Source organism: Thalassobellus citreus (assembly GCF_044385915.1).
In the GTDB taxonomy this organism is placed as follows: domain Bacteria; phylum Bacteroidota; class Bacteroidia; order Flavobacteriales; family Flavobacteriaceae; genus Thalassobellus; species Thalassobellus citreus.
Map to the genome: position 1 here is coordinate 149,565 of NZ_JBISCC010000122.1, position 24,141 is coordinate 173,705.

Genomic DNA, 24,141 nt, shown 5'->3' on the forward strand with positions numbered 1-24,141 from the left:
TAAAAATTTAATATTTATCCTTTTATTTTTTCTTTAAATTTATCAAAACTACTCTCCTCTACTTTTCTTGGCCATGAATTATTAGAAGTATCAATATCTGCAGTTTCTAAATCTGGATCTATCTCGAAATTAGTAATTGCTTTTTGTGTTTTAAAAACCTTGGTTACTTCGTTTTCGTTATATCGCCATATTTGAGCTGGATACGTTTTTCTTTCTTTAGTGCCATCTTCATAAGTTAACTCTAAAATAATTGGCATAACCAAACCTCCTGGTTTTTCAAAAGTAACTTCGTAAAAATATTTTGGAGCTTCTTTTAATTGTGACCTTTGGGCTTCAGTTAAACTAGCTTTATATGCTTCTAAAACTTTAAATTCTGAAGCATTTTTAGCGTTTTTAGGCGAAACACCTTCTTTTTCTTCAGCATAATAAATAAGCCTCCCTTTATAATCTTTAAGATTAATATTATATTTTTTTGCTGCTTCTTCTGCTTTTTCGGTAGGCTTGTCTGTTAAATAATATTTCTTAACACCTTTTACTCCTATATCGCTTACATCTGTTGTATAAAACCAACCTCTCCAGAACCAATCTAAATCCATTGCCGAAGCATCTTCCATAGTTCTAAAGAAATCTGCTGGTGTTGGGTGTTTAAACATCCAACGTTTTGAATAGGTTCTAAAAGCATGATCGAACAATTCTGGTCCCATAATGGTATGTCTTAACATATATAATACCGCTGCTGGTTTCGTATAAGCATTAGGTCCAAATTGATAAACATAATCGCCTTGTGACATAATAGGTGAAATGTGACTTTGATCGCCACTCATATATGGCACAATATCTTTTGGTAAATTGCCTGTTACATAATTAGGATCGTAATCTAACTCTGCTAAAGTTTCAACAAAAGAGTTTAAACCTTCATCCATCCATGTCCATTGACGCTCATCACTATTTACAATCATTGGAAAGAAATTGTGTCCAACTTCATGTGTAATAACTCCAATCATACCTCTTTTTGTACGCTCAGAATAAGTACCATCTGGATTTGGACGTCCGTAGTTAAAGCAAATCATTGGATACTCCATACCTTGTCTTTCTGAATGAACAGATACAGCTTTACTATACGGATAATCAAATGTTAGTTTTGAATATTCTTCTAAAGTATTAGCAACAACTCTTGTAGAATGTTCTTCCCAAAGCGGGTTTCCTTCTTTAGGATATAACGATATTGCCATAACAGCACGACCATTAATTTTAACAGCCATAGCATCCCAAATATATTTTCTTGATGTTGCAAAAGCAAAATCTCTAACCTTGTTTGCTTTAAAATGCCATGTTTTAGTTTCTGTACTTCTTTGTTTTTCTGTTGCCTCAGCTTCTTCTTGAGTTACAATAAACACAGGATCTGTAAATGATTTTTTAGCAGTCTCGTATCTTTTTATTTGTTCTTTAGTTAAAACCTCTTTCGCGTTTTGTAAATCACCAGTAGCTTCTAAAATATGATCTGCTGGAACTGTTAGCTTAACATCAAACTCTCCAAATTCTAAAGCAAACTCGCTACGTCCCCAAAACTGCATATTTTGCCAACCTTCGACATTATCATAAACGCAAAGTCTTGGATAAAACTGAGCAATGGTATAATTGATATTTCCATCAGGAAACCTTTCTAACCCAGATCTACCACCATCTTCATTAATATCGTTAATATTATAATTCCATTTAACACTAAATTTAAATGTTTCTCCAGGCGCTAATGGTTTTACTAAATTAATACGCATCATGGTTCGATTTATTAAATATGATAAATCTGAACCATCTGAATTTTTAACGGCTTCTATATTAAAACCACCATCAAAACGTTCTTTTAAATTACTTTTAACAAAGTATTCTGGACCAGCAAATGGATCATTAAAATTCTCCGACTCAATATCTGGTGATTTAGAATCTTTAGCACGTGTATTTTGATCAAGCTGAACCCATAAATATTCTAAATGATCTTTAGAGTTATTATGATAAGTTATTTTTTCGCTGCCGTAAATTTTATTTTGATCTTCATCTAAGCGAATATCCATAACATAATCTACTTTTTGTTGGGTATAAGCATAACCAGGAGCTCCAGAAGCTGTTCTTGTTTCATTAGGAGTCGCTAGAACATCTTTCATTTGTCTGAATTTGTTCTGGTCTGTATGCCCTTGTGGCTTTACTTTTTCTTGATTTTGCGCAAACAAACTAGTAGAAATAAGAACCACTGCAAAAAAACAGTACTTTAATTTTTTCATCGTCAATTTTTATGATTTATTTAATGATTTTCGCTTTTTAGCTAAAAATATTTACTAAAAATAACTAAAACGGATCGAAAATAACAAAAAAGAAAAGCTTTAAGATAATTTTAATTAAAATTTAACACTGCTTTAGGATCATTAATAGTAAGAATGAAACTTTTTTGCTTGGAGTTTATTTTTGTTTTGATAATATTTTGCTGTTCTTGAATTAAATCGAACAAAACGGTATTTGTAATTTCAAATGAGTCAATGCTTTTTACGTCTTCAATTTCTATATAGCATTTCATTATATCATAATCATATTCTTCACCTAAAAAAGTGAAGTTTACTTTTTCACCATTAATTTTAATACTTATTTTTTCATGCAGATAACTTTCAATATAAGTATCAACGTTTTTAGGTTTTAACTCTTCTCCAAAAGTGATGTCTTTATCATATCGTTGACGCAATAAACTTTCAATATCTGAAAGAAACAGTCTTGAGGTTATTTGTACAGACTGTTTTTCTTCAATATAATCTATTTGAGTTGTACTTATATAATAATCATGAGCAGTCTCAAAGGCAAAAAAAGACAACGAACAAAATAATATTATAGCTTTAAAAAATTTCATCTTCTATTATTTATTACGAAAGTAATCTTTTCAAAAAGTATTCCAAAAACATTAGTCTTCATTCTCTGCTTTATTATCTATATACTGCCTATATTTCATTCTCAAGAAAATTAATACTTTAAAATCGGTTTGATTTTTACAATACTTAATAAAATTGGGATCATCGGCACAGAAATAAAAAAAGTCTAATCTTGAATCTTCTTCTAATGGATTTGAAGCAAAAAAATCTTTAGACAGCCTGCCTTTTATACGTTGCATTAAACTTTCTTTCTCTTCAATTTCAACTCTATTCTTAAGCATTTTTGTTCTGCCTGAAATTCCATTTAAAATTGGATTTAAAGGCAGCCCTCCTCCTAAAAGCCCCAAAAGCATCGTTGGTTTAAATTCTCCTGCTTCGCTTAAACGCCGTTCACTTTGTGTTTTAATTCTACCTGTATATCCTGGAATACCGACATCGTAAAAATTAATAGGTCGTTTTCCATCTACGTTTTTAATATCTGATAATAAATTTCCCGTTAAAACTTTACCTACTAAAACCTCATCTAGAGTATTCATTTTATCATCTAGCAACACCAACATGGCTTTATTTAAAATAATGTCTTTTGAAATTACAACTTCTTTAGGGTTATAAAGAATGGATGAAAACACTAAGGTATCATTCAACTTTGCTGTAATATCAAAATCACCATCTTTACTTGTTATTGTAAAAACCTGTGCTGTTTTATTAATGACATGAACATTTTCAACATCGGTATCACTTTTAACGCGTCCTTGAATTTCTATTGATTGACCATTGATAGAATAACACGAAAAAATAAGTATTAAAAATAGTAATGTTTGCTTCAAATTATCGCTCTTTAGAGTATATAAAGAACGTATTTCAAATCTTAAAGAAAATGTAATGCACCTCTAAGGTTTTGTTAAAACATAAAACGCTTAGTTTTTTTGGTTTTAAAAACTCTAAACTTTTTTTATGAAGAAGCTCTAAAAACTCCATTTCTTTACCATAATTAAGTAATGAAAAATCAAAATCACTTCCTTCAACATAAGCTATAAATTCTTCAACGCGATGTTCTGGAATGTTAAAATTATCAACTAAAAAATCTGAACCAAAATAATATTTAATAGCATCTACAGGAACCTCTGGTATACCTTTTTCTTTTTTATTATTGGCTTTAGACCTAAATAAAGGTAGCAATAATTCACCTACTACATTTTTTATATTAAGCCCATTAACCATAGTAACATGCTGTGTAGCTATAGCTGTATTTTCTACTTTTGTTTTATAGTCATTTTCAAATTCAAATTCTTCTTTATGCTTTATACCATAATACAAAGCATCTAATTTTGGCTTAAACAGTTTTGTTTCTTGCATATCTGTCTGTAAATTACCCGACAAATTGTTTGGCAACAAAATAATTTCATCCAATCTATTTATTTGTTCTATTAAAAATATTTTTATTGTTTTTGAAGCAATAATATCCTTATTCACATTGAATTTAATATTTTGAAATTGTAAAGCGCTCACCTCAATAACATCATTTAATCTTACTGTTAATGTAAACTCCCCGTTTTCATCACTAACGGTTCCTTCGTTTAAAGACGTATTAAAAATAGTTATACCAGCAACATCGTTACTTTCAACTATAACTTTACCTTTTGCTTCAACACTATTTAAAGTTTGAGATACGCTATGTAACGAAGTTAAAATCAATAAAACTAGAATAATTTTTTTCATCTTATTTTTTATCCTAATTTAATACATATAACTTACTTAAATAGTATTATGTATATAAAATTTTGTTATAGCTTATATTTGTAGTTCCTATACTTAAGAATTAAATATGCGACAAATTATTATTGCAAGTACCTCAACCATTCATGGAAGTGGATATTTAGAATACATTTTAAACGATTTAGAATTATTTTTTAAAAACACTGAAACCATACTTTTTATACCTTATGCAAGACCAAGTGGTTTATCTCATGATGCTTACACGCAAATAGCAAAAACGGCATTTTCAAAAATCAATAAAACGGTTACAGGCATACATGAATATGAAAACCCCATTGAAGCCTTAGAAAACGCTAAAGCTATTTTTGTTGGAGGCGGAAACACCTTTGAACTCACCTATCAATTATACAAGAACAAGCTAATTACACCTTTACAATTGGTTGTTAATAAGGGTATCCCTTATTTAGGCACAAGTGCTGGAAGTAATATTTGTGGACTAACGATAAAAACCACTAACGATATGCCTATTGTATATCCGCCTAGCTTTAATGCATTAGCATTTGTTCCTTTTAACATTAATCCGCATTATCTAGATCCAGACACTAGCAGTAAGCATATGGGGGAAACTAGAGAAACCAGAATTAAAGAATTTCATAATTTTAATACGCAACCTGTTGTTGGTTTAAGAGAAGGTAGTTGGCTTCATGTACAAAATGATTCCATTATTTTAAAAGGAACATTAACTGCACGTATTTTTGAATATAACAAAACGCCTTATGAAGTTGAAACAGGCACAGAACTAAATACTTTAAAATAAAAAAAGCTCCATATTTCTATGAAGCTTTTAAGAGCGAGAGACCGGGTTCGAACCGGCGACATTCAGCTTGGAAGGCTGACGCTCTACCAACTGAGCTACTCTCGCATTAGCGGTTGCAAATATATAATCTATTTGTTAAAATACAAGAAAAAATTACAAAGTTTTTAGAAAATGGAAGCCCAAAATTTTAAACCCCTCATTATAATAAAACTTATGTGACGGAGCGTTAGCAACATAGGTATTTAATTCTACTGCTTCGCAACCTTTATTTTCTTTTACATAATTATAAATCCACTTAAAAAAGGTCTTCCCAAGCCCTTTTCCTCTATAAGCTTCATCTATATAAACATGATCTGGCTCGACACTTTTTCCTGAATAGTGCCTGGTACAAAACCATAAGCCACAAACTCCTATTAATTTATCATCATCATAAATAACAGCACATTCGTAATTTTGATCTTTCATTTCAGAAAAACGCTGTTCTAAAACTTCATAAGACACTCTGTTATTATTTAATTTTTCAACCAAAGGAACCACCATATTTATACGTTCCTTATCTATAATTTCAAACCTAAATGACATTGATTCTTTTTTTACGTGAAGATAATAATTTTGTTTAAGTTTGATTTTATTCCATTGATTATGACAAAAGAAAAAAAATATTCAATAAAAATAATTAATGCTAAAGACACCTACCAAGTAAGGCTGCCTGTTTTAAGAGCTGGAAAACCTATAGAATCTTGTGTTTTTGATGGCGATAATTTAAATACAACCATTCACATAGGGGTTTTTGTGAAAAATGAATTAATTGGAGTTTGCTCATTTTTTAAAAATAATCAGGATTTAATTTCTGAAGATTCACAATACCAACTTCGAGGCATGGCTATATTAGAAACATTTCAAAGTTTTGGTTTTGGCAAAACTATTTTAAATTATGGAGAATTATATCTTAACAACAAAGGCATTAATACCATTTGGTGTAACGCTAGAGAAATAGCCGTTAATTTTTACAAAAAAAATGGCTATCAAATTACAGGATCTCCTTTTAATATAAAAGATATTGGTATACATTATATTATGCACAAAACTTTATAACATAAAAAAGCCTTGAAAATCAAGGCCTTTTTTATAAGTGACTAACTCAAAACAACTATATACTTCTTTATAATTATTTTTTCTTTTTAGCAGCTAAAGCCTCTTTAATAATAGCTTTAGCTTCATGAGCTCCGTGTAGTTGTGCATATTTTAAAGCTGTCATCCCTTTATTAGATTTTGCTTTTAAATTAGCGCCTTTTGAAATTAAAAGTTTTAAAATCTCAGTTCTATTATACTTTGCAGCATACATAACTGGCGTCATGCCATTAGATTTTTCATTTACATTTTCTCCTCTTAATAATAATTTTTTTACAGTTTCTACATCGCCTTTTGCAATTGAAACACAAAATGAGTTGACCTTTACTGAATAATATTCTTCAATATTAGTATTTACAGTTTTGTTAATAGGTGTTGCATTTACAGATACTATTGAAAAGCATAATGCGATTGCGGAAATAATGATTGATTTTTTCATGATGAATGATTTTAATTTGTTTTTGATTAATGATTTGATTTGATATACTATAGAGACGACAATCATTTTAATCTGTTACATAAAAAACAGTTTATTATATATTTTTAACGTTTCATTCACATTTTTTTAACGTAACCATTCTTTTTTTAAACACTCTCAAAAAGCCTAAAAATATTAGCTTTTTGCAAGGTTTTATACACCGTAAGAGAACAAACTTCTTTATCTTTGTTTTACAATAAAATTTCAATAAAAATGAACAAAAAAGTTATCTTAATGATACTTGATGGCTGGGGAAATTCACCAGATCCAAAAGTTTCAGCAATCGATCATGCCAATACACCTTTCATAGATTCTTTATATAAAAAATACCCTTTCGCAACCTTAAGGACCGATGGTTTACATGTAGGTTTACCAGAAGGCCAAATGGGTAATAGTGAAGTAGGACATATGAATCTTGGTGCTGGACGTATTGTATATCAAGATTTGGCAAAAATTAACCTTGCTATTGAAAAAGATACTTTAAAAGACGAAAAAGTATTAGTTGATGCTCTTAAATATGCTTCAGATAATAATAAAAATGTACACTTTTTAGGATTATTAAGTGATGGTGGTGTACATGCACACACAAGTCATTTAAGAGGATTTATAGATGCCGCAAATAAAGCTGGTGTTAATTCTTATGTACATGCATTTACAGATGGTCGTGATGTAGACCCAAAATCTGGAAAAGGGTATGTTGCCGATTTAGAAAACTATATTGAAGGCACAAACACAAAAATAGCAACTATAACAGGTCGTTATTATGCCATGGACAGAGACAACCGTTGGGAACGCGTAAAATTAGCTTATGATGCTATAGCAAATGGTGTGGGTACAAAAACATCGAATGCAACGGCTTCAATACAATCTTTTTATGATGAAGATGTAACTGATGAATTCATCAAACCTTTAATTCTTACAGATAACAATAATGAACCTGTTGCCAAAGTAGAAAAGGATGATGTTGTTATCTTTTACAACTTCAGAACAGATAGAGGTCGTGAGTTAACAGACATGTTAAATCAGAAAGATTTTCCAGAATATGATACTAAAAAAATTGACTTATACTATGTAACAATCACTAATTACAGTGATGCTTTTAAAGGCATTAAAGTCATTTTTAATAAAGATAATATTACTGAAACGCTTGGTGAAGTATTATCTAAAAACGGTAAAAAACAAATTAGAATTGCCGAAACAGAAAAATACCCTCACGTAACGTTTTTCTTTTCTGGTGGTCAAGAAACACCTTTTGAAGGTGAATCGCGTATTTTAAAAAATTCACCAAAAGTTGCTACTTACGATTTACAACCAGAAATGAGCGCTTATGAATTGCGTGATGCCCTTGTTGAAGATCTTAAAAAAGGTGAAGCTGATTTTGTTTGCTTAAATTTCGCAAACGGAGATATGGTTGGTCATACGGGTATTATGGAAGCTGCCATTAAAGCTTGTGAAGCTGTTGATGCTTGTGCTAAAGATGTTATTACAACAGGTTTAGAAAACGGCTATACCACCATATTAATTGCAGATCACGGAAATTGTGAAACTATGATTAACCCTGATGGTAGTCCACACACAGCACATACAACAAATCCTGTACCAGTTATATTAATTGATAACGACTTAAAAGAAATTAAAGATGGTGTGTTAGGTGATGTTGCTCCAACCATTCTAAAATTAATAGGCGTTGAACAACCTGAAGCCATGACACGTTTCCCTTTAATATAAAAAGCTAAAAAGAAATTATTGTACTTTTGTGTAAACGCAAGTCTTTAATTTAAATGAATTTTAACAAACAACTTATTATTGCCGTAGATTTTGACGGCACCATAGTTGAAGATGCTTATCCTAAAATAGGGAAACCCATGCTTTTTGCTTTCGAAACTTTAAAAAAGTTACAGGAAGAAGGACATCGCCTTATTTTATGGACATATAGATGTGAAGACAAATTAGAAGACGCCGTTAAATTCTGTGAAGATAATGACGTCTTTTTCTATTCTGTAAATAGCAGTTTTCCTGAAGAAGAATATACAAATGATATTAGCAGAAAAATTCATGCCGATTTATTTATAGATGACAGAAATATTGGTGGATTTTTAGGCTGGGGAGAAATATATCAAATGCTAACAAATACAACACCTCCTATTAAAGAAAAAAAGAAAGGCTTTTTTAGTTTTTTCAAATAATTCTTTAAAAAACCAAATTAGAGGCAATCGTTCTATTTTAAGTATCTTTGCCATTATTTTTTTGAAACATGATAGTTATAAAAACCAGAGAAGAAATAGAATTAATGCGCGAAAGTGCTTTAATTGTATCTAAAACATTAGGTGAAGTTGCTAAAGCAATTAAACCAGGTGTCACCACCTTACAACTTGATAAAATCGCAGAAGAACATATAAGAGACCACGGTGCTATACCTGGTTTTTTAGGTCTTTACGATTTTCCTAATACACTTTGCATGAGCCCGAATACTCAAGTAGTTCATGGAATTCCTAATAGTGAACCACTTGTTGAAGGTGATATCATTTCTATAGATTGTGGTGCTTTAAAAAATGACTTTTATGGCGATCATGCATATACATTTGCTGTTGGAGAGATTGCACCTGAAACAGAAAAATTACTTCAAGTAACAAAAGAATCTTTATACGTAGGTATTAAAGAATTCAAAATTAATAATCGTGTTGGCGATGTTGGTTATGCTATTCAAAAATATTGTGAAGATCATGGTTATGGCGTTGTTAGAGAATTAGTAGGTCATGGTTTAGGTAGAAAAATGCATGAAGACCCAGAAATGCCAAACTATGGAAAGCGTGGTCGAGGCAAAAAATTTGCTGAAGGTATGGTAGTAGCTATCGAGCCTATGATTAACTTAGGAACTCACCGCATAAAACAACACAGAGATGGTTGGACTATTACTACTTTAGACAATAAACCAAGTGCACACTTTGAGCACGATGTTGCTATTGTTGATGGTAAACCAGAACTACTTTCTACATTTGCTTATATATATGACGCTTTAGGCATTACCTCTAATGAAGAAGATGAATTTAGACAAAAAGCTTTAGTTCTTTAATCTTTATGAACCAAATTGATTTTATTGAAAAAGAACTCCATACCTTAAGAGTTCAGCTTAACAATCATGAATTATATAGTCGTTTAAAATCTATTGAAGATATTAAAATTTTCATGGAACAGCATGTGTTTGCTGTTTGGGATTTTATGTCGCTTTTAAAAGCTCTTCAAAACCATTTAACAACGACAACAATACCTTGGACTCCCTCTAAAAACCCTAAAATATCAAGATTTATTAATGAAATTGTTTTAGGAGAAGAAAGCGATATAAATGAATTGGGAGAAACCAAAAGTCATTATGAAATGTATTTAGATGCCATGACGCAAGTGGGAGCTAATACAAATCAAATAAAAAAATTCGTAGACTTTATAAAACAAGGTATACCGGTAAGTAACGTTGTTTCAGAATTAAATTTAAACAAAGCGACTTCTAGCTTTATCAAATTTACTTTTGATATTATCAATACAAAAAAACCTCATTTAATAGCTTCAGCATTTACATTTGGTAGAGAAGATGTTATACCTGACATGTTTTTTCAAATTATTAATCAGTCTAATACAAAAGACAATTCATATAATAAACTAACATATTATTTAAATAGACATATAGAACTAGACGGAGACACACATGGTCCCTTATCATTACAAATGATTGAATCATTATGTGGCAAAGACGAACAAAAATGGCAAGAAACGCTTGAGATTGCTAAATTAGCATTAAAACATAGAATTTCTCTTTGGAATAGTATTTCAAATTTATTAGAAACAGAAACAAACAAAACTAAAAAGGACACCATTACTTGTTAAGAATCTTAGTATAACAACTATGAAAAAGTTATTCAAAATAATTCTAAACATTATACCTAGACCTTTATTAATCAGGTTAAGCTATCTTATTCGTCCTATTTTAGCATTCTTTTTAAAAGGGAACACATTTACAGATCCTATTGATGGTAAAAGTTTCAAAACATTTTTACCTTACGGATACGGAACCCAACGTAACAATGTATTATCGCCTTCAACTTTAAGTTTAGAACGTCACAGATTGCTTTGGCTATATTTAAATAATGAAACCAATTTATTTTCTGCTGAAAAAAAAGTGCTTCATTTTGCACCTGAACAATGCTTTTTAAAACGTTTTAGAAACCTAAAAAATCTTGATTATACAACAACAGACTTGCTCTCTCCTATTGCTGATGTAAAAGCAGATATTTGCAATCTTCCTTTTAAAGATAATAGCTATGATGTGATTTTATGTAACCATGTTTTAGAACATATTCCTGACGATACGAAAGCTATGCAAGAACTGTATCGTGTTTTAAAACCAGGTGGCATGGGCATATTTCAAATTCCTCAAGATTTATCTCGCGAAACTACTTTTGAAGATGATAGTATCACAGACAAAAAGGAACGTGCTAAAATATTTGGACAATATGACCATGTTCGTGTTTATGGTCGCGACTACTTCAATAAATTAAGACATATTGGCTTTAAAGTTAAAGAAGTTGATTATACCGCAACACTTTCCGCGGAAGCGATAGAAAAATATTGTTTAGCCAAAGGCGAAATTATTCCTGTTTGCTATAAATAATTACAAAAACTCCCGATACTGTAGTACTCTAAAATCAAACGTATTGAATTTAGGGTTTTTAGCTTTTAATTGTTTGTACAAAGGTAATCTGCTTATTGAAATATTAGCAGCTCCAGAACCAGATGTTAAAGACACTGTTTTTATGGTTCGTTTTAATTCATGACGTTGATTTATTTTATCACCTACAACAGGTAATTCAAACTCATGTATTCGTGGTACTTCATTAGAAACAACTTGTAACTTTATTCCAAATTCTTTAATATGCCTTCTAAAAAAATATTCTGGTCCATTTTTACTATTTCCACCAGTAAATAATAAGGTATCAATACTAGGGTTTTCATTTAAATACGAAATAATATTTCGAAGCTTAACATTTTTCATCCCCAAATCGGACGCATCAATTTTATCGCGCTCACAACTATCTACAATATCGCAAACGCCTATTTTATGTTGTAATAAAAACTGCTTTCGTTCTTCTATAGCTTCAACTGAATTATCGTAACGCAAATTCAAATTATGAATTTTATCAATAAACAACCAAAGTGAATTGTAACAACTTCCGTAGCAAAAATTGACATCCTTTTCTAAAAGTTGCCCTGTAGAAAATCGTGGAGGCGGCAATGTTCCCACTATGAGTTTCTTTGTGTTTTCCTTAATAAAAGGTTTGTATGGATGTTTATGAAGAAACATTGTAGTCCTTTAAAAGCATTTCAGCTTCTTGTACGGCAGCTCTATAAAGCCTTTTGTTTGGTTTTGTCATGTGTAAAGACTCGGTTTTAATTTCCTCCAAAACCTCTTTAGCTGCTTCTGTTTCGCCTTTAGTATATAAAAACTTAGCATAAATTATGCGTTCATTATAAAAAGAGTAGCGTATATCTATGGCTTTTAAATTGTCTTCAGCTTCATTTACTCTACCTATTTTTTCTAAAGCTAATCCGTATAAAAACTGTGTTCTAGATTTCTTGAATTCTAGGTGATCTTTAATTTTTTCGGCATACAAAACAACTTTTTCATAATCTTCAATATTAAAATAACACTCTATAAGTTGTTTAAAAACATATAGATCGTTTTGCAAGTTTCCCTCTATAGATTCTAAATAATGAATAATTGCATTATTAAAATCTTTGATTCCTAAATAAGCATCTGCTAAATTGACTCTGTTTTGATACGATTCTGAAAACTGAAGTTGCTTTTCTAAATCCTTAATCTTTTTAGTTGGGTTGATGATATTAGTAATTTCAGACGTAATTTTTTCTGCATCGCGTTTATTATAAACATGAATTATTAGATAAATTATAGAACCAAACGGAATAATAAATATTAGAAAATACCAATAATAAGGACTGTTATTTTTGTATGCATGATATATGCAATAAGCTTTCAAAGCAATTAATAAGTAGTAAAGCATGTAAATTTATTTCCCTTAAAATTAAAATTTTCTATGAAAGCATCAACAAAATTATCTAATAAAAACTAAATCTGTTTCAGTAGACATGTCTTCACTAAAACCATAGCCTTCGTAATTAAAGCCTTTTAAATCTTCAATAATTTGTGCATTGTTATCAATAATATAACGTGTCATTAAACCTCTTGCTGCTTTAGCATAAAACGAAATAATTTTATACTTGCCATTTTTAAAATCTTTAAAGTTTGCTGTTATCACAGGTACTTTTAATTTTTTTGTATCTATGGCTTTAAAATATTCATTACTAGCTAAGTTTAAAAACAGCTCACCATCTTCTAATTCTTCATTTAAAGCATTGGTGATTGGTTCTTTCCAAAACTCATATAGGTTTTTGTTTCTGCCAACAGGGAATTTAGTCCCCATTTCTAATCGATATGGCTGAACTAAATCGGTTGGTTTTAACAAGCCATATAAACCTGAAAGAATACGAATGGTATTTTGTGCCGCATCTAATTTTTCTTGCGGAATTGTATATGCATCAAGCCCTTTGTAAACATCGCCACTAAAAGCATACATAGCAGGTCGTGCATTTTCAGGTGTAAAAGGCAATTTCCAATCTTGATTACGCTGAAAATTTAATCGTCCTAAAGCATCAGAAATACTCATAAGTTTTGATAAACTATTTGCCGATTTACTTTTAAGCAACTTATTAATACGCTCTGAATGTGATAAAAAACTAGATTCGGTGTATTGAGTTGTTGGCAATGGCGTTTCAAAATCGAGTGATTTTGCAGGCGATAATACTAATTTCATGTATCTATATTATTTTTTTAAAATATCTAAATTACGACAATTCTTTTATTTCTCCGTTTATAAAACTAAAGTTATAATCGCCTTTTATTATGAAGTCTGATGTAAACGCATCTTCTTGTCTAGGATGCCATTTTTTAAGAGATTTATTTATTAAAATGAATAATCCTTCGTCGTTTCCTAATGCACAGAACCTAGAAAAATCGCCATCAAAAACAGAGATTGGTCTTATATTATTTATAGCATTGTAAACAGCTTCAATATTGGTAGTTGCAATTGCCATTTCGCTAATTGAAATAATAGACTTTGATGAGAAAAAAGATGTACTATTTAATTCTAAATTATGTCTTGCAATAAACTCAACAATATTTTTATCGGCATCGTAAAAATAAATGGCTTTGGAATTCCAACTTTTAAAATCGGATATAAGACTATCTCCATCAGGTAAAATTGTTACTCTCTTTTTTAACCAAGAAAGCGCTTCTTCTATTTTATTTGAATAAATATTGAATGCTATATGCGATGGTTTTATTTCCTTTTTATATTCAAAAGATAATATGCTTTCTTGTGTATTAAAAGAAATTTTTTCTTCGGAATTATAAACCAATTCTAGGTCTAAAACATTTTGATAAAACTGTTTTTGCTTTTCAATGGTATTAGTAAAAAGTATGATTTCTTTTATTTTCATACTTCAAATATAGTTTAGCTATATATAACTTATGCGTTATTTAAAATGATAATTTTTATTCTTGAATAAATGATTTTTATAGTTTAATTCTTTTCTAAAAAAACAAATTAAGGAGAAGCCATAAGTGTGATTCCTCCTATCGTCGAAATGACTAAAGTTTCTTAGTTAACGTGATTTATGCGTTAGGGATAGTAGCGGCATCCTTTTGTTTTCTCTGAAAGTAATTCCCTTATTTTTAGAAAAAAACCATAGATTATTAAAAGATTCCTGCCTTCGCAGGAATGACAAAAACAAAAGATATAGCGGAAAGCCCGACCCCTTGTGGGTAACGCCCAAAACTTTAAACTATGCGCCTTGATGCTTAGAATAGGTTCGCCACTTTTCTATACATTGTTGCATATCGTCTGGAATTGGCGTCTCAAATTTTAAAAACTCTCCTGTTTTAGGATGTACAAACCCCAATGTTTTTGCGTGTAGAGCTTGCCTTGGTAACACTTTAAAACAATTATCTACAAACTGCTTGTATTTGGTAAAGGTGGTTCCTTTTAAAACTTTTTCGCCACCGTAACGTTCGTCGTTAAACAAGGTATGCCCAATGTGTTTCATGTGCACACGTATTTGGTGTGTACGTCCTGTTTCCAGCTTACAAGACACTAAAGTAACATAGCCTAAGCGTTCTAAAACTTTGTAATGAGTAACGGCTGGTTTGCCTTTATCGGCTTCATCATCTAGATATACCGTGTTTTGTAATCTGTTTTTTGGGTGACGCCCAATATTGCCTTCTATAGTACCTTCATCGTCGGTCATGTTACCCCAAACAATAGCTACATATTCGCGCTCGCTGGTTTTATTTGCAAACTGCGCCGACAAATGTGCCATAGCGGTTTCGGTTTTAGCAACCACTAAAAGTCCGCTTGTATCTTTATCTATTCTATGTACTAAACCAGGACGTTCACTGGAGTTATTTGGTAAATTATCGAACCTATAAATTAAAGCATTTATAAGTGTTCCTGAGTAATTTCCATGACCTGGATGCACAACAATGCCTGCTGGTTTATTAACTACCAAAAGCTCATCGTCTTCATAAACCACATCTAGCGGAATATCTTCACCTACCAATAAATTCTCGAATGGCGGATGTGCAAACAATACTTTAATTTCATCAAAGGGTTTTACTTTGTAGTTAGATTTTACAGGAACATTGTTTACATAAATACTTCCGTCTTTTGCTGCTGCTTGAATTTTACTTCGAGTTGCGTTTTCAACAAAATTCATTAAGTATTTATCAATACGTAATGGCGTTTGTCCTTTATCTACTGTAAAAGCATGATGCTCGTAGAGATTGTCTTCGTTTGGTAATTGAGGTGTATAATCTTCCATTTTTTTATGGTCTGTTTCCATTACCAAGTACCAAATCTATTATAGATGTTTTGGCAAGTTTATCTCCGGGCTTTATGGTTTTTCCTTTATAAGTCATTTTAAGCACTAAATCTTTCCCTATATTATCTTCGTAAGTTAGTTTACCAACTTTAAAACCTAAAGCTTCTAACATAGGTTTAGCTTGTCTGTAAGTACGTTCTCTTAAATCTTGAACTTCTACTTTTCTATAACCAGACGGGTTTAGTGTTAAATATATTTTTCTATCTTCTTTTACTTTTGTTCCTGCTGGCGGTTCTTGTTCTATAACCGAAAACTTAGGGTAATCTGGGTTAAAATTTGCAGAATCTTGAATTTGCATAACCAAATTATTCTCGTTCAATTCTATTTTAGCAACGCTAATAGATTTTCCTGTTAAATCTGGTACTGTCTCAAAATCGCCATGGTTTGTTGATACGTTTAACCACTTTAACGCCATAAAGCATATAACTACCAATGCTACAACAGCTAATAGAATTTGCTTTAAAAATGTTTTACTAGTAAGGAATTTAATAATACTCATCTATAGAATTTTCAATTAGGCAAATATATAAAAACAGAACTGTTTTTTCTTTTGCAATATATATGATATTTTAGCTTAACTAATAATAGATACGGTTTATTGTTGGTTTTTGGTTGTAAATAAAGTCAATTAGTATTTACGGTTTAAAGTTTTAATGTTTTGGGCGTTACCACAAGGGTCGGGCTTTACGTTGCAAGTCCTCGCTTCCCTATCGGTCGCTGTGGGCTTTCCACTGCAATCCCTAACGCGCAGCAGAACTTATTTTAAACAGTATTAAACTAACATTCATATTTTTACTATCAATAAAAAAAAGTGATTAAAAAGATTCCCTCCTATGAGGAATAAAAAAAACAAGCATCTGAATGAAAAAAAATATAGCCATTATTATGGGAGGATATTCTAGTGAATATAAAATCTCTTTAAAAAGCGGAAACGTTGTTTTTGAAAATTTAGACAAAGCTAAGTATGACGCTTATAGAATTCATATTTTTAAAGACAAATGGGTTTATGTAGATACTAATGATGCCGAATTTCCTATTGATAAAAATGATTTTTCGGTAACTATAAACAACTCTAAAATTACGTTTGATTGTGTTTTTAATGCCATTCATGGTTCACCTGGTGAAGACGGATTTATGCAAGCTTATTTTGAACTTTTAAATATTCCGCACACAAGCTGCGACATGTATCAAGCTAGCGTAACCTTTAATAAGCGCGATTGCTTAAGTATATTAAAACCCTACGGTATAAAAACAGCCGAATCGTTTTTCTTGAACCTAGGCGATGCTATAAATGAAGATGCTATTATTGCAAAAGTAGACTTACCTTGTTTTGTAAAAGCCAATAAAGCAGGCAGTAGTTTTGGTGTTACTAAAGTGCATAAAAAAGAAGATTTAAAAAATGCTATTGATGTTGCTTTTAAAGAAGATGATGAAATTATTATTGAATCGTTTTTAGATGGTACCGAAGTTTCTGTTGGCGTTATAACCTATAAAGGAGAAACTAAAGTATTGCCCATTACTGAAATTGTTAGTGAAAATGATTTTTTCGATTATGAAGCTAAGTATTTAGGAAAATCACAAGAAATAACACCAGCGCGGTTAACAACAGAACAAGAAACGAAAGTAAATACCGTTGCAAAAAAGGTTTATGAAGTTTTAAAAATGAAAGGCTTTTCTAGAAGCGAGTTTATTTTTAAAGATAATGAACCGCATTTATTAGAAATGAATACCGTACCTGGCTTAACTCAAGAAAGCATTTTACCTCAACAAGCTGCTGCGGCAGGAATTAGCATGAGTGATTTATTTGACAATGCTATTGAAGAGGCTTTGAAATAAAAATTGTAATTTTAAAAAATGAACAGAGCTATTTTTCCAGGATCTTTTGATCCGCTAACAAAAGGACACTACGATATTATAAAACGTGGCATTCCACTCTTTGATGAAATTATTGTAGCCATTGGAGTAAACGGCTCTAAAAAATATATGTTCTCTTTAGAACAGCGTAAAGCTTTTATTGAAAAATCTTTTGCCGACGAACCTAAAGTCACAGTAGTTACATACACTGGCTTAACTGTTGAGTTTTGCAAAGAAATTGGTGTTGAATTTATTTTACGTGGTTTACGTAATCCTGCCGATTTTGAGTTTGAGAAAGCTATTGCATATACCAATAGAGACCTTGCTCCTATTGAAACTGTTTTTCTATTAACTTCGGCTAACACATCGCATATCTCATCCTCAATTGTGCGAGATGTTATTAAAAATAATGGTGATTATACCAAGTTGGTTCCTGATAGTGTACGTGTGAAATAAACTTGAACTTTGTAACATTTCTTACTTATTCTATACTAATAAGTAAATGGTTATATTTTAAAGTTCATGTTATATCAAATTACATATATACTTTTTAAACTGAAATTAATTCAGCCATCTGAGAGTACAATTAACTTTTGGATGCAGAATAATGATGTTGAAAAACTGGAATATGCTTTAAAATTTGGTAACTACAAAACAAGACAATTAGCTGCTGAAGCTTTAGAACAAATTGGAAAACCGTCTTCTATTCCAGCGCTACTTATTGCTATACGCGATAAAGTTCAAAACGTATCAATTGCTGCTTTAAATGCATTAGAAAGTATTGGTTATGAAGATGACATTATTAAAACCGTGATTAAAAAACGTTTTAATTGGGTAACACAAATGCGTGAAACTGCAAAAAAGCGTGAAGCCAATAAAGAAAAAAAGCATACCATTTACAGATGGGAACGTGCTAGTAAAAAATCTTTTGAACGTGTTAAAGAACAACTAAAAAGACCGATGCGATAAGTGTTTTAAATTCAAATTTACTCCATCAAAAACTTAAGTGCTTCTGACGTTTTACTTGGTATAAATTCTGTTATTTTATAGTTAGCCAAATCACGAATGCTAAAAGGATCTTTTTCTAGAATTTCCAATAATTCCTTTTTATTAGAAAGATTACTTAAAATAACACCTCCCGTTCTTGGAATTTTTCTTCCTGAGGCTATGAAATTCCCAACGGCATATTGTTCATCTAGATATTCTACATGATCTTTTAAATGCTTATCTATAATATCTAAAGATACCTTATAAGTAATATTTACGATAAACATATTTACTAATTAAAATTTATATTCAGAAAGCCCTTTGGTAAAAGCCTCAGGGTTTTCGGCTAAATAGTAACGAGGATCATCAACAGCTTCAACAATAACTTCTCTAAATTTTGGGTTTGATTTATAAAGTAATATTTTACAATCGTCACTTAAATGCTTTAGCTTAATTGTTTTTCCTTCTGCTTCATATTTATTCACTAAATTGAATATTGCCTCAATGGCAGAATGATCGCTTACTCGAGATTCAACAAAATCAATTTCTACTTTTTCTGGGTCATTTTTAACATCAAACTTTTCATTAAAAGCTTGTATAGAACCAAAAAATAGTGGGCCCCAAATTTCGTAAGTTTTAGTTTTACCATCTTCAGAAATCCGTTTTCTTGCTCTAATTTTCTTTGCATTTTCCCATGCAAAAACTAATGCAGAAATAATAACACCTACAAATACTGCAACAGCTAAATCTACAAACACAGTCACTAAAGATACTGTTACAAGTACAACAGCATCTGCCTTTGGTATTTTCTTTAAAATTCTAAAACTAGACCATGCAAAGGTTTCGATAACCATCATAAACATAACACCAACTAAAGCTGCAATTGGAACCATTTCTATCAACTTATCGGCAAATAAAATAAACGACAATAAAGTAACTGCCATCATAACTCCTGATAATCTTCCGCGTCCACCAGCGTTAATATTAATTACGGTTTGACCAATCATACCACAACCACCAGTTGCACCAAACAATCCACTAACAATATTTCCTGCGCCTTGTGCCACACATTCTCTGTTTCCATTACCACGTGTTTCGGTTATTTCATCAACTAAATTCATAGTCATTAAAGACTCTATTAACCCTACTGAAGCTGCTAAAAATGCAGGTAATGCAATAAATTTTAAAGTATCTAAATTAAATGGTAATTTTTGCCAAAGCTCTAAATTTGGTGTTGGGAACACGCCTTTTAAACCTGTTCCGCCTCCTTCAATAATATAAGATCCTACTGTTGAAACTTCTATATTAAAACCTATAACAATTAAACTTGTTATTAAAATGGCTGTTAAAGCAGCTGGTAATTTTTTTGTGATTTTTGGCAATCCCCAAATTATTAGCATCGTTAACAACACTAAACCAATCATGGTATATAATTCTGAACCTTGCATATAAGTACTTACATACTCTTTTACGCCTTCTTTAGAAACTTGTAAAGATTTATGCGAAAACATTTTTACTTGTGCTATAAAAATAACTATAGATAGGCCATTAACAAACCCCATCATTACTGAATGCGGAATTAAACGCACAAAACGTCCTAATTTAAAAACACCTGCAGCTATTTGTATTATTCCCATTAAAATGACACAGGCCATTAGGTAGAAAAACCCCATGTTTTCGATTGGAGTATCAAACAACATACCTTTAGTATGTCCTTCTGCTATCATATGAACAAAAATAACAGCAACAGCTCCTGCTGCTCCAGAAATTAAACCTGGTCTTCCTCCAAAAATTGCTGTAATTAAACCTATAATAAATGCTCCTGACAAAGCCATTAAAGGATCAATTTGTGCTACAAAAGCAAAGGCAACAACCTCTGGAATCATTGCTAATGACACAGTGATACCGCTTAAAATATCATTTTTGGCATTTGGAGTACGCTTTCTAAAAAATTCAGTCATGAGTGCTTTTTGAAGCTGCAAATTTACAGTTAATTAAGAGAAGCACAAGAATTTATAACAATTTTACTTTAGTAGAGGACTAAAACGTTTGAATATAAGGCTAGCTATTGAATGTCTAACTTGGAATAAATACTAAAAAAAAGCCTATCAACTAAAAAGTTGATAGGCTTTTACATTAAACAAAAATATTTGTTTTAGTTTTTCTTTTTATCTTCTAATTTCTTTATTGTATCATACATAATTGGAGTTGCAATAAATAGAGACGAATAAGTACCTACTATAACACCTACTATTAAAGCAAACATAAATCCTCTAATAGAATCACCACCAAAAATAAAAATAGCTAACAGCACTACTAAAGTTGTTAATGAGGTATTTAATGTTCTACTTAAAGTACTGCTCAATGATACATTTACTACTTTATCAAAATTCCAGCTAGTATGTTCGTTAAAGAACTCACGAACTCTATCAAACACTACCACGGTATCATTTAACGAGTAACCAATTACTGTTAGTATAGCAGCTATAAATGCTTGATCTATTTCCATACTAAATGGCATGAATTTATATGTTAAAGAGAACACTCCCAATACAATAATAACATCATGGAATACAGCGGCAACTGCACCAAGAGAATATTGCCATTTTTTGAAACGGAATAATATATAAAGGAATACTACGATTAAAGATCCTAAAATAGCCCAAAATGATGCTTGTTTAATATCATCGGCAATCGTTGGACTTACTTTAAATGACTCCATTAAACCTACTTGTTTATTTTCATCATTTAAATCTATAAAGTTTTCATAGCTAACTCCTGATAAATGTGGTTGTAAAGTATTATATAACTTCAATCTTATCTCTTCATCTACCGCAGCACTTGCTTCGTTAACTTTATATTTAGTTGTAATTTTTAACTGATTAGCATCTCCTACTGTTTTTGCATCAGCACTACCAAAGGCATCAGCTAACGTTTTAGAAATCTCTGAAGCGTTAACATCTTGAGCAAAACGCACTTGATATGTTCTACCTCCAACAAAATCGACACCTTGATCTAATCCGTTAGTGAATAAAGACCCTAAACTTACTACGATAAACACTCCTGAAACGATATAAGCAATTTTACGTTTAGATAAGAATTGGATGTTTATATTTCTGAAAAGGTTTTTAGTAATTACTGTAGAGAAATCTAACTTACCTCCTTTATTTGCATACCAATCAACCAATAATCTTGTAATAAAGATTGCAGTAAATAACGATGTTAAAATACCTATTATTAAAGTAGTTGCAAATCCTTTAATTGGACCTGTACCAAAAACAAATAATATTAAGGCCGTTAAACCTGTTGTAATGTTAGCATCTAAAATTGAAGATAACGCATTACTAAACCCATCTTTAATAGCTTCTTTTTGTCCTTTACCTTTAGCTAGCTCCTCTCGAATCCTTTCAAAGATAAGTACATTCGCATCTACCGACATACCAATAGTTAATACAATACCGGCAATACCTGGCAATGTTAATACCGCTCCTAACCCAGATAAGATACCGAAGATTAAAAGAATGTTTAATAACATAGCAACATCTGCAAACGCTCCTGCTTTACCATAATAGAAAACCATCCAGATTAATACAAGCGCTAAAGCAATCATGAAAGACATTTTACCACTATCAATAGCTTCTTGACCTAAAGACGGTCCTACTACTGTACTTGATATAATATCTGCTGATGCTGGTAATTTACCTGCACGTAATACGTTAGCTAAATCAATCGCTTCATTTAGAGTGAAATCTCCAGATATAGAAGAACGACCTCCAGCAATTGGCCCTGTAGGTACTCCTGGCGCAGAATACACAACATCATCTAAAACAATAGCAATTTGGCTTCCTTGAGTGTATGCCTTTCCAGTCATTTCTTCCCAAATCTTAGCACCTTTCGCATTCATTTGCATAGATACTTCAGATTTTCCTGTAGGTCCAAATTGATTTCTAGCATCTGTAACTACAGCTCCACTTAATTCTGGTGTGTTATCTCTATTACCAATTAAAGCATATAAATCTACTATTTCACTATTCTTTTTAGGTTTACCAAAAGCAAATTTTGCGTAACGCATTTCTGCAGGAAGCAAAGCTCTTACTTGTGGCATGTTTAAATAATTAAGAACTGTTTCTTTATCTTTTATTGCAAATCTTGCAATAACTGGACCTCCTTGGTATCCTTGACCTTTAATTAGATCGAATATTGGATTTACTGTAGCTACTGCTGTAGAATCTGTTGTTGCATCTCCTAAAAGATCATCAATAGCAGAATCAGTTGCATCTTCTTCATCACTAGGTTCTTGGTCTGCAACTTCTGTTTTAGGAGCTACTATATCTTTTAAAACTTCATTAGCTTGTCCTAAAAAGCCAAAGAACTGTTCGCCTTTATAAGCATCCCAAAACTCTAATTGAGCAGTACTTTGTAATAAAGCAGTTGCTCTTTCAATATCTTTAACACCTGGTAACTCTACCAAAATACGTCCAGAATTCCCTAAACGTTGAATATTAGGCGATGTAACACCAAACTCATCAATACGCTTACGTAATACTTCAAAAGCAGAAACAATAGATTCGTCTATTTTAGTTTCAACAATACCTTTAACTTCTTCATCGGTCATGTTTCCATTAATCTCACCATCTAATGCTTTGGTGTAAAAAATATCTGGAGACGCTAATTTTGTATCACCTTTTATTTTATCAAAAGCAATAAAGAAATCTTCTAAATAAGTATTTTGACTATTCTTCTGTAATTCTGAAGCATCATCTAAAGCTTTATTAAAAACTGGATCTTTAGTATTATTTGCTAATCCACTTAAAATGTCTTTAACCGACACTTGTAAAATAACGTTAATACCACCTTTTAAATCTAAACCAAGATTCATCGCTTTTTGTTTCACCTCATTATAAGTGAATTTAGCAATCCCAATATTAAAAACAGTATCGGTTGCTATAGCTTCTAAATAGCTTGCTTCTTCCGCACTACGTTTAGAACGATAATCGTCTTCTGTATCTGGAAATTTGCTTATTGCAATTTCTTCTGCTTTGTTTTCAATTTGCTTAGATTTGAATGTAAATGATAATTGGTAAAGACTTACCAATCCAAACAAAATTGCAAATAATTTTACTAATCCTTTGTTTTGCATTTTATATTTTTTTTGTGGTCAAATTTTTTAAAACGGGCAAATATATGCTTTACCGCTAAATTTGACAATTTTTTATTTTTAAATAAGGTTTTCAGCTTCATTG

General features: G+C 31.2%; 25 protein-coding genes and 1 tRNA gene. 10 read left to right on the plus strand and 16 right to left on the minus strand.

Features of this window, described 5'->3' with window-relative positions; genetic code table 11:
• Nucleotides 1-14 precede the first annotated feature (14 nt).
• The 4 genes from ACH5TX_RS08180 to ACH5TX_RS08195 all read right to left on the minus strand — a co-directional run bounded on the left by ACH5TX_RS08180 (nucleotide 15) and on the right by ACH5TX_RS08195 (nucleotide 4,628).
• Complete coding sequence (locus ACH5TX_RS08180; RefSeq protein ID WP_439339042.1) at nucleotides 15-2,276, minus strand: M1 family metallopeptidase; 2,262 nt, start codon at nucleotides 2,274-2,276, stop codon at nucleotides 15-17.
• A 110-nt stretch (nucleotides 2,277-2,386) separates the two neighbouring features.
• Nucleotides 2,387-2,890, minus strand: a complete 504-nt coding sequence (locus ACH5TX_RS08185; RefSeq protein ID WP_439339043.1) for a DUF6702 family protein — start codon at nucleotides 2,888-2,890, stop codon at nucleotides 2,387-2,389.
• A 51-nt stretch (nucleotides 2,891-2,941) separates the two neighbouring features.
• On the minus strand, nucleotides 2,942-3,736 hold the full coding sequence (locus ACH5TX_RS08190; protein WP_439339044.1) for a hypothetical protein: 795 nt from the start codon (nucleotides 3,734-3,736) through the stop codon (nucleotides 2,942-2,944).
• Nucleotides 3,737-3,770: 34 nt separating this feature from the next.
• On the minus strand, nucleotides 3,771-4,628 hold the full coding sequence (locus ACH5TX_RS08195) for a carboxypeptidase-like regulatory domain-containing protein (RefSeq protein WP_439339045.1): 858 nt from the start codon (nucleotides 4,626-4,628) through the stop codon (nucleotides 3,771-3,773).
• A 106-nt stretch (nucleotides 4,629-4,734) separates the two neighbouring features.
• On the opposite strand from ACH5TX_RS08195, the gene pepE reads away from it, so the two are divergent.
• Nucleotides 4,735-5,442, plus strand: coding sequence for a dipeptidase PepE (gene pepE / locus ACH5TX_RS08200; RefSeq protein ID WP_439339046.1), 708 nt, complete (start codon nucleotides 4,735-4,737; stop codon nucleotides 5,440-5,442).
• Nucleotides 5,443-5,474: 32 nt separating this feature from the next.
• On the opposite strand, the gene ACH5TX_RS08205 is transcribed toward pepE, so the two are convergent.
• Both ACH5TX_RS08205 and ACH5TX_RS08210 read right to left on the minus strand, forming a co-directional pair.
• Nucleotides 5,475-5,547 (minus strand) — tRNA-Gly (locus ACH5TX_RS08205).
• A 48-nt stretch (nucleotides 5,548-5,595) separates the two neighbouring features.
• Nucleotides 5,596-6,024, minus strand: coding sequence for a GNAT family N-acetyltransferase (locus ACH5TX_RS08210; protein ID WP_439339047.1), 429 nt, complete (start codon nucleotides 6,022-6,024; stop codon nucleotides 5,596-5,598).
• Between the two features lie 60 nt (nucleotides 6,025-6,084).
• Here ACH5TX_RS08210 and ACH5TX_RS08215 point away from each other — a divergent pair, with 60 nt between their 5' ends.
• Nucleotides 6,085-6,537 (plus strand): GNAT family N-acetyltransferase, encoded by a 453-nt coding sequence (locus tag ACH5TX_RS08215; protein ID WP_439339048.1) that lies wholly within the window; start codon nucleotides 6,085-6,087, stop codon nucleotides 6,535-6,537.
• Between the two features lie 73 nt (nucleotides 6,538-6,610).
• On the opposite strand, the gene ACH5TX_RS08220 is transcribed toward ACH5TX_RS08215, so the two are convergent.
• Nucleotides 6,611-7,012: an ankyrin repeat domain-containing protein gene (locus ACH5TX_RS08220; protein ID WP_439339049.1), complete on the minus strand. Its 402-nt coding sequence runs from the start codon at nucleotides 7,010-7,012 to the stop codon at nucleotides 6,611-6,613.
• Nucleotides 7,013-7,264: 252 nt separating this feature from the next.
• On the opposite strand from ACH5TX_RS08220, the gene gpmI reads away from it, so the two are divergent.
• From gpmI to ACH5TX_RS08245, 5 genes are all read left to right on the plus strand, one after another.
• The gene (gene gpmI / locus ACH5TX_RS08225) at nucleotides 7,265-8,779 is read left to right on the plus strand and encodes a 2,3-bisphosphoglycerate-independent phosphoglycerate mutase (RefSeq protein WP_439339050.1); all 1,515 of its coding nucleotides are present in this window, start codon (nucleotides 7,265-7,267) and stop codon (nucleotides 8,777-8,779) included.
• Nucleotides 8,780-8,832: 53 nt separating this feature from the next.
• Nucleotides 8,833-9,237, plus strand: a complete 405-nt coding sequence (locus tag ACH5TX_RS08230; protein ID WP_439339051.1) for a BT0820 family HAD-type phosphatase — start codon at nucleotides 8,833-8,835, stop codon at nucleotides 9,235-9,237.
• 68 nt (nucleotides 9,238-9,305) lie between these two features.
• Entirely contained in the window at nucleotides 9,306-10,124 is an 819-nt protein-coding gene (gene map, locus ACH5TX_RS08235) for a type I methionyl aminopeptidase (RefSeq protein WP_439339052.1), read from the plus strand.
• A 5-nt stretch (nucleotides 10,125-10,129) separates the two neighbouring features.
• Nucleotides 10,130-10,930, plus strand: coding sequence for a DUF3050 domain-containing protein (locus ACH5TX_RS08240; RefSeq protein ID WP_439339053.1), 801 nt, complete (start codon nucleotides 10,130-10,132; stop codon nucleotides 10,928-10,930).
• Nucleotides 10,931-10,949: 19 nt separating this feature from the next.
• Complete coding sequence (locus ACH5TX_RS08245; protein WP_439339054.1) at nucleotides 10,950-11,714, plus strand: class I SAM-dependent methyltransferase; 765 nt, start codon at nucleotides 10,950-10,952, stop codon at nucleotides 11,712-11,714.
• Here the strand turns inward: ACH5TX_RS08245 and ACH5TX_RS08250 are convergent, their stop codons facing one another.
• From ACH5TX_RS08250 to ACH5TX_RS08275, 6 genes are all read right to left on the minus strand, one after another.
• Complete coding sequence (locus ACH5TX_RS08250; protein WP_439339055.1) at nucleotides 11,715-12,404, minus strand: uracil-DNA glycosylase family protein; 690 nt, start codon at nucleotides 12,402-12,404, stop codon at nucleotides 11,715-11,717.
• Nucleotides 12,391-13,122 (minus strand): hypothetical protein, encoded by a 732-nt coding sequence (locus ACH5TX_RS08255; RefSeq protein WP_439339056.1) that lies wholly within the window; start codon nucleotides 13,120-13,122, stop codon nucleotides 12,391-12,393. The genes ACH5TX_RS08250 and ACH5TX_RS08255 overlap by 14 nt, the downstream gene beginning before the upstream one ends.
• Nucleotides 13,123-13,173: 51 nt before the next feature.
• A complete protein-coding gene (gene yaaA / locus ACH5TX_RS08260; protein ID WP_439339057.1) occupies nucleotides 13,174-13,932 on the minus strand; it encodes a peroxide stress protein YaaA in 759 nt (252 codons plus the stop codon).
• 31 nt (nucleotides 13,933-13,963) lie between these two features.
• Nucleotides 13,964-14,617: a VOC family protein gene (locus ACH5TX_RS08265; protein WP_439339058.1), complete on the minus strand. Its 654-nt coding sequence runs from the start codon at nucleotides 14,615-14,617 to the stop codon at nucleotides 13,964-13,966.
• Between the two features lie 345 nt (nucleotides 14,618-14,962).
• Nucleotides 14,963-15,997 (minus strand): RluA family pseudouridine synthase, encoded by a 1,035-nt coding sequence (locus ACH5TX_RS08270; protein WP_439339159.1) that lies wholly within the window; start codon nucleotides 15,995-15,997, stop codon nucleotides 14,963-14,965.
• A gap of 4 nt (nucleotides 15,998-16,001) precedes the next feature.
• The gene (locus tag ACH5TX_RS08275) at nucleotides 16,002-16,556 is read right to left on the minus strand and encodes a PASTA domain-containing protein (RefSeq protein ID WP_439339059.1); all 555 of its coding nucleotides are present in this window, start codon (nucleotides 16,554-16,556) and stop codon (nucleotides 16,002-16,004) included.
• 362 nt (nucleotides 16,557-16,918) lie between these two features.
• Between ACH5TX_RS08275 and ACH5TX_RS08280 the strand changes: the two genes are divergently transcribed.
• The 3 genes from ACH5TX_RS08280 (at nucleotide 16,919) to ACH5TX_RS08290 (ending at nucleotide 18,880) form a co-directional block, all read left to right on the plus strand.
• Nucleotides 16,919-17,893, plus strand: a complete 975-nt coding sequence (locus ACH5TX_RS08280) for a D-alanine--D-alanine ligase (protein ID WP_439339060.1) — start codon at nucleotides 16,919-16,921, stop codon at nucleotides 17,891-17,893.
• A gap of 18 nt (nucleotides 17,894-17,911) precedes the next feature.
• On the plus strand, nucleotides 17,912-18,367 hold the full coding sequence (gene coaD / locus ACH5TX_RS08285) for a pantetheine-phosphate adenylyltransferase (RefSeq protein WP_439339061.1): 456 nt from the start codon (nucleotides 17,912-17,914) through the stop codon (nucleotides 18,365-18,367).
• A gap of 66 nt (nucleotides 18,368-18,433) precedes the next feature.
• A complete protein-coding gene (locus tag ACH5TX_RS08290) occupies nucleotides 18,434-18,880 on the plus strand; it encodes a HEAT repeat domain-containing protein (RefSeq protein ID WP_439339062.1) in 447 nt (148 codons plus the stop codon).
• 17 nt (nucleotides 18,881-18,897) lie between these two features.
• Here ACH5TX_RS08290 and ACH5TX_RS08295 read toward each other — a convergent pair whose 3' ends face one another.
• From ACH5TX_RS08295 to secDF, 3 genes are all read right to left on the minus strand, one after another.
• On the minus strand, nucleotides 18,898-19,185 hold the full coding sequence (locus tag ACH5TX_RS08295; protein ID WP_439339063.1) for a YciI family protein: 288 nt from the start codon (nucleotides 19,183-19,185) through the stop codon (nucleotides 18,898-18,900).
• Nucleotides 19,186-19,194: 9 nt separating this feature from the next.
• Entirely contained in the window at nucleotides 19,195-20,859 is a 1,665-nt protein-coding gene (locus tag ACH5TX_RS08300; RefSeq protein ID WP_439339064.1) for a SulP family inorganic anion transporter, read from the minus strand.
• 194 nt (nucleotides 20,860-21,053) lie between these two features.
• A complete protein-coding gene (gene secDF, locus ACH5TX_RS08305; protein ID WP_439339065.1) occupies nucleotides 21,054-24,038 on the minus strand; it encodes a protein translocase subunit SecDF in 2,985 nt (994 codons plus the stop codon).
• Nucleotides 24,039-24,141: the final 103 nt, after the last annotated feature.

Bases quoted from the DNA above. Each gene is read 5' to 3' on its own strand.
- ACH5TX_RS08220 (WP_439339049.1), bottom strand. From the start codon at position 7,012: ATGAAAAAATCAATCATTATTTCCGCAATCGCATTATGCTTTTCAATA.
- ACH5TX_RS08195 (WP_439339045.1), bottom strand. From the start codon at position 4,628: ATGAAAAAAATTATTCTAGTTTTATTGATTTTAACTTCGTTACATAGC.
- ACH5TX_RS08215 (WP_439339048.1), top strand. From the start codon at position 6,085: ATGACAAAAGAAAAAAAATATTCAATAAAAATAATTAATGCTAAAGAC.
- ACH5TX_RS08180 (WP_439339042.1), bottom strand. From the start codon at position 2,276: ATGAAAAAATTAAAGTACTGTTTTTTTGCAGTGGTTCTTATTTCTACT.
- ACH5TX_RS08185 (WP_439339043.1), bottom strand. From the start codon at position 2,890: ATGAAATTTTTTAAAGCTATAATATTATTTTGTTCGTTGTCTTTTTTT.
- ACH5TX_RS08265 (WP_439339058.1), bottom strand. From the start codon at position 14,617: ATGAAAATAAAAGAAATCATACTTTTTACTAATACCATTGAAAAGCAA.
- ACH5TX_RS08275 (WP_439339059.1), bottom strand. From the start codon at position 16,556: ATGAGTATTATTAAATTCCTTACTAGTAAAACATTTTTAAAGCAAATT.
- ACH5TX_RS08240 (WP_439339053.1), top strand. From the start codon at position 10,130: ATGAACCAAATTGATTTTATTGAAAAAGAACTCCATACCTTAAGAGTT.
- ACH5TX_RS08230 (WP_439339051.1), top strand. From the start codon at position 8,833: ATGAATTTTAACAAACAACTTATTATTGCCGTAGATTTTGACGGCACC.
- ACH5TX_RS08295 (WP_439339063.1), bottom strand. From the start codon at position 19,185: ATGTTTATCGTAAATATTACTTATAAGGTATCTTTAGATATTATAGAT.
- ACH5TX_RS08250 (WP_439339055.1), bottom strand. From the start codon at position 12,404: ATGTTTCTTCATAAACATCCATACAAACCTTTTATTAAGGAAAACACA.
- ACH5TX_RS08255 (WP_439339056.1), bottom strand. From the start codon at position 13,122: ATGCTTTACTACTTATTAATTGCTTTGAAAGCTTATTGCATATATCAT.
- ACH5TX_RS08245 (WP_439339054.1), top strand. From the start codon at position 10,950: ATGAAAAAGTTATTCAAAATAATTCTAAACATTATACCTAGACCTTTA.
- map (WP_439339052.1), top strand. From the start codon at position 9,306: ATGATAGTTATAAAAACCAGAGAAGAAATAGAATTAATGCGCGAAAGT.
- ACH5TX_RS08290 (WP_439339062.1), top strand. From the start codon at position 18,434: ATGTTATATCAAATTACATATATACTTTTTAAACTGAAATTAATTCAG.
- yaaA (WP_439339057.1), bottom strand. From the start codon at position 13,932: ATGAAATTAGTATTATCGCCTGCAAAATCACTCGATTTTGAAACGCCA.
- coaD (WP_439339061.1), top strand. From the start codon at position 17,912: ATGAACAGAGCTATTTTTCCAGGATCTTTTGATCCGCTAACAAAAGGA.
- pepE (WP_439339046.1), top strand. From the start codon at position 4,735: ATGCGACAAATTATTATTGCAAGTACCTCAACCATTCATGGAAGTGGA.
- ACH5TX_RS08270 (WP_439339159.1), bottom strand. From the start codon at position 15,997: ATGGAAGATTATACACCTCAATTACCAAACGAAGACAATCTCTACGAG.
- ACH5TX_RS08280 (WP_439339060.1), top strand. From the start codon at position 16,919: ATGAAAAAAAATATAGCCATTATTATGGGAGGATATTCTAGTGAATAT.
- ACH5TX_RS08210 (WP_439339047.1), bottom strand. From the start codon at position 6,024: ATGTCATTTAGGTTTGAAATTATAGATAAGGAACGTATAAATATGGTG.
- gpmI (WP_439339050.1), top strand. From the start codon at position 7,265: ATGAACAAAAAAGTTATCTTAATGATACTTGATGGCTGGGGAAATTCA.
- ACH5TX_RS08300 (WP_439339064.1), bottom strand. From the start codon at position 20,859: ATGACTGAATTTTTTAGAAAGCGTACTCCAAATGCCAAAAATGATATT.
- secDF (WP_439339065.1), bottom strand. From the start codon at position 24,038: ATGCAAAACAAAGGATTAGTAAAATTATTTGCAATTTTGTTTGGATTG.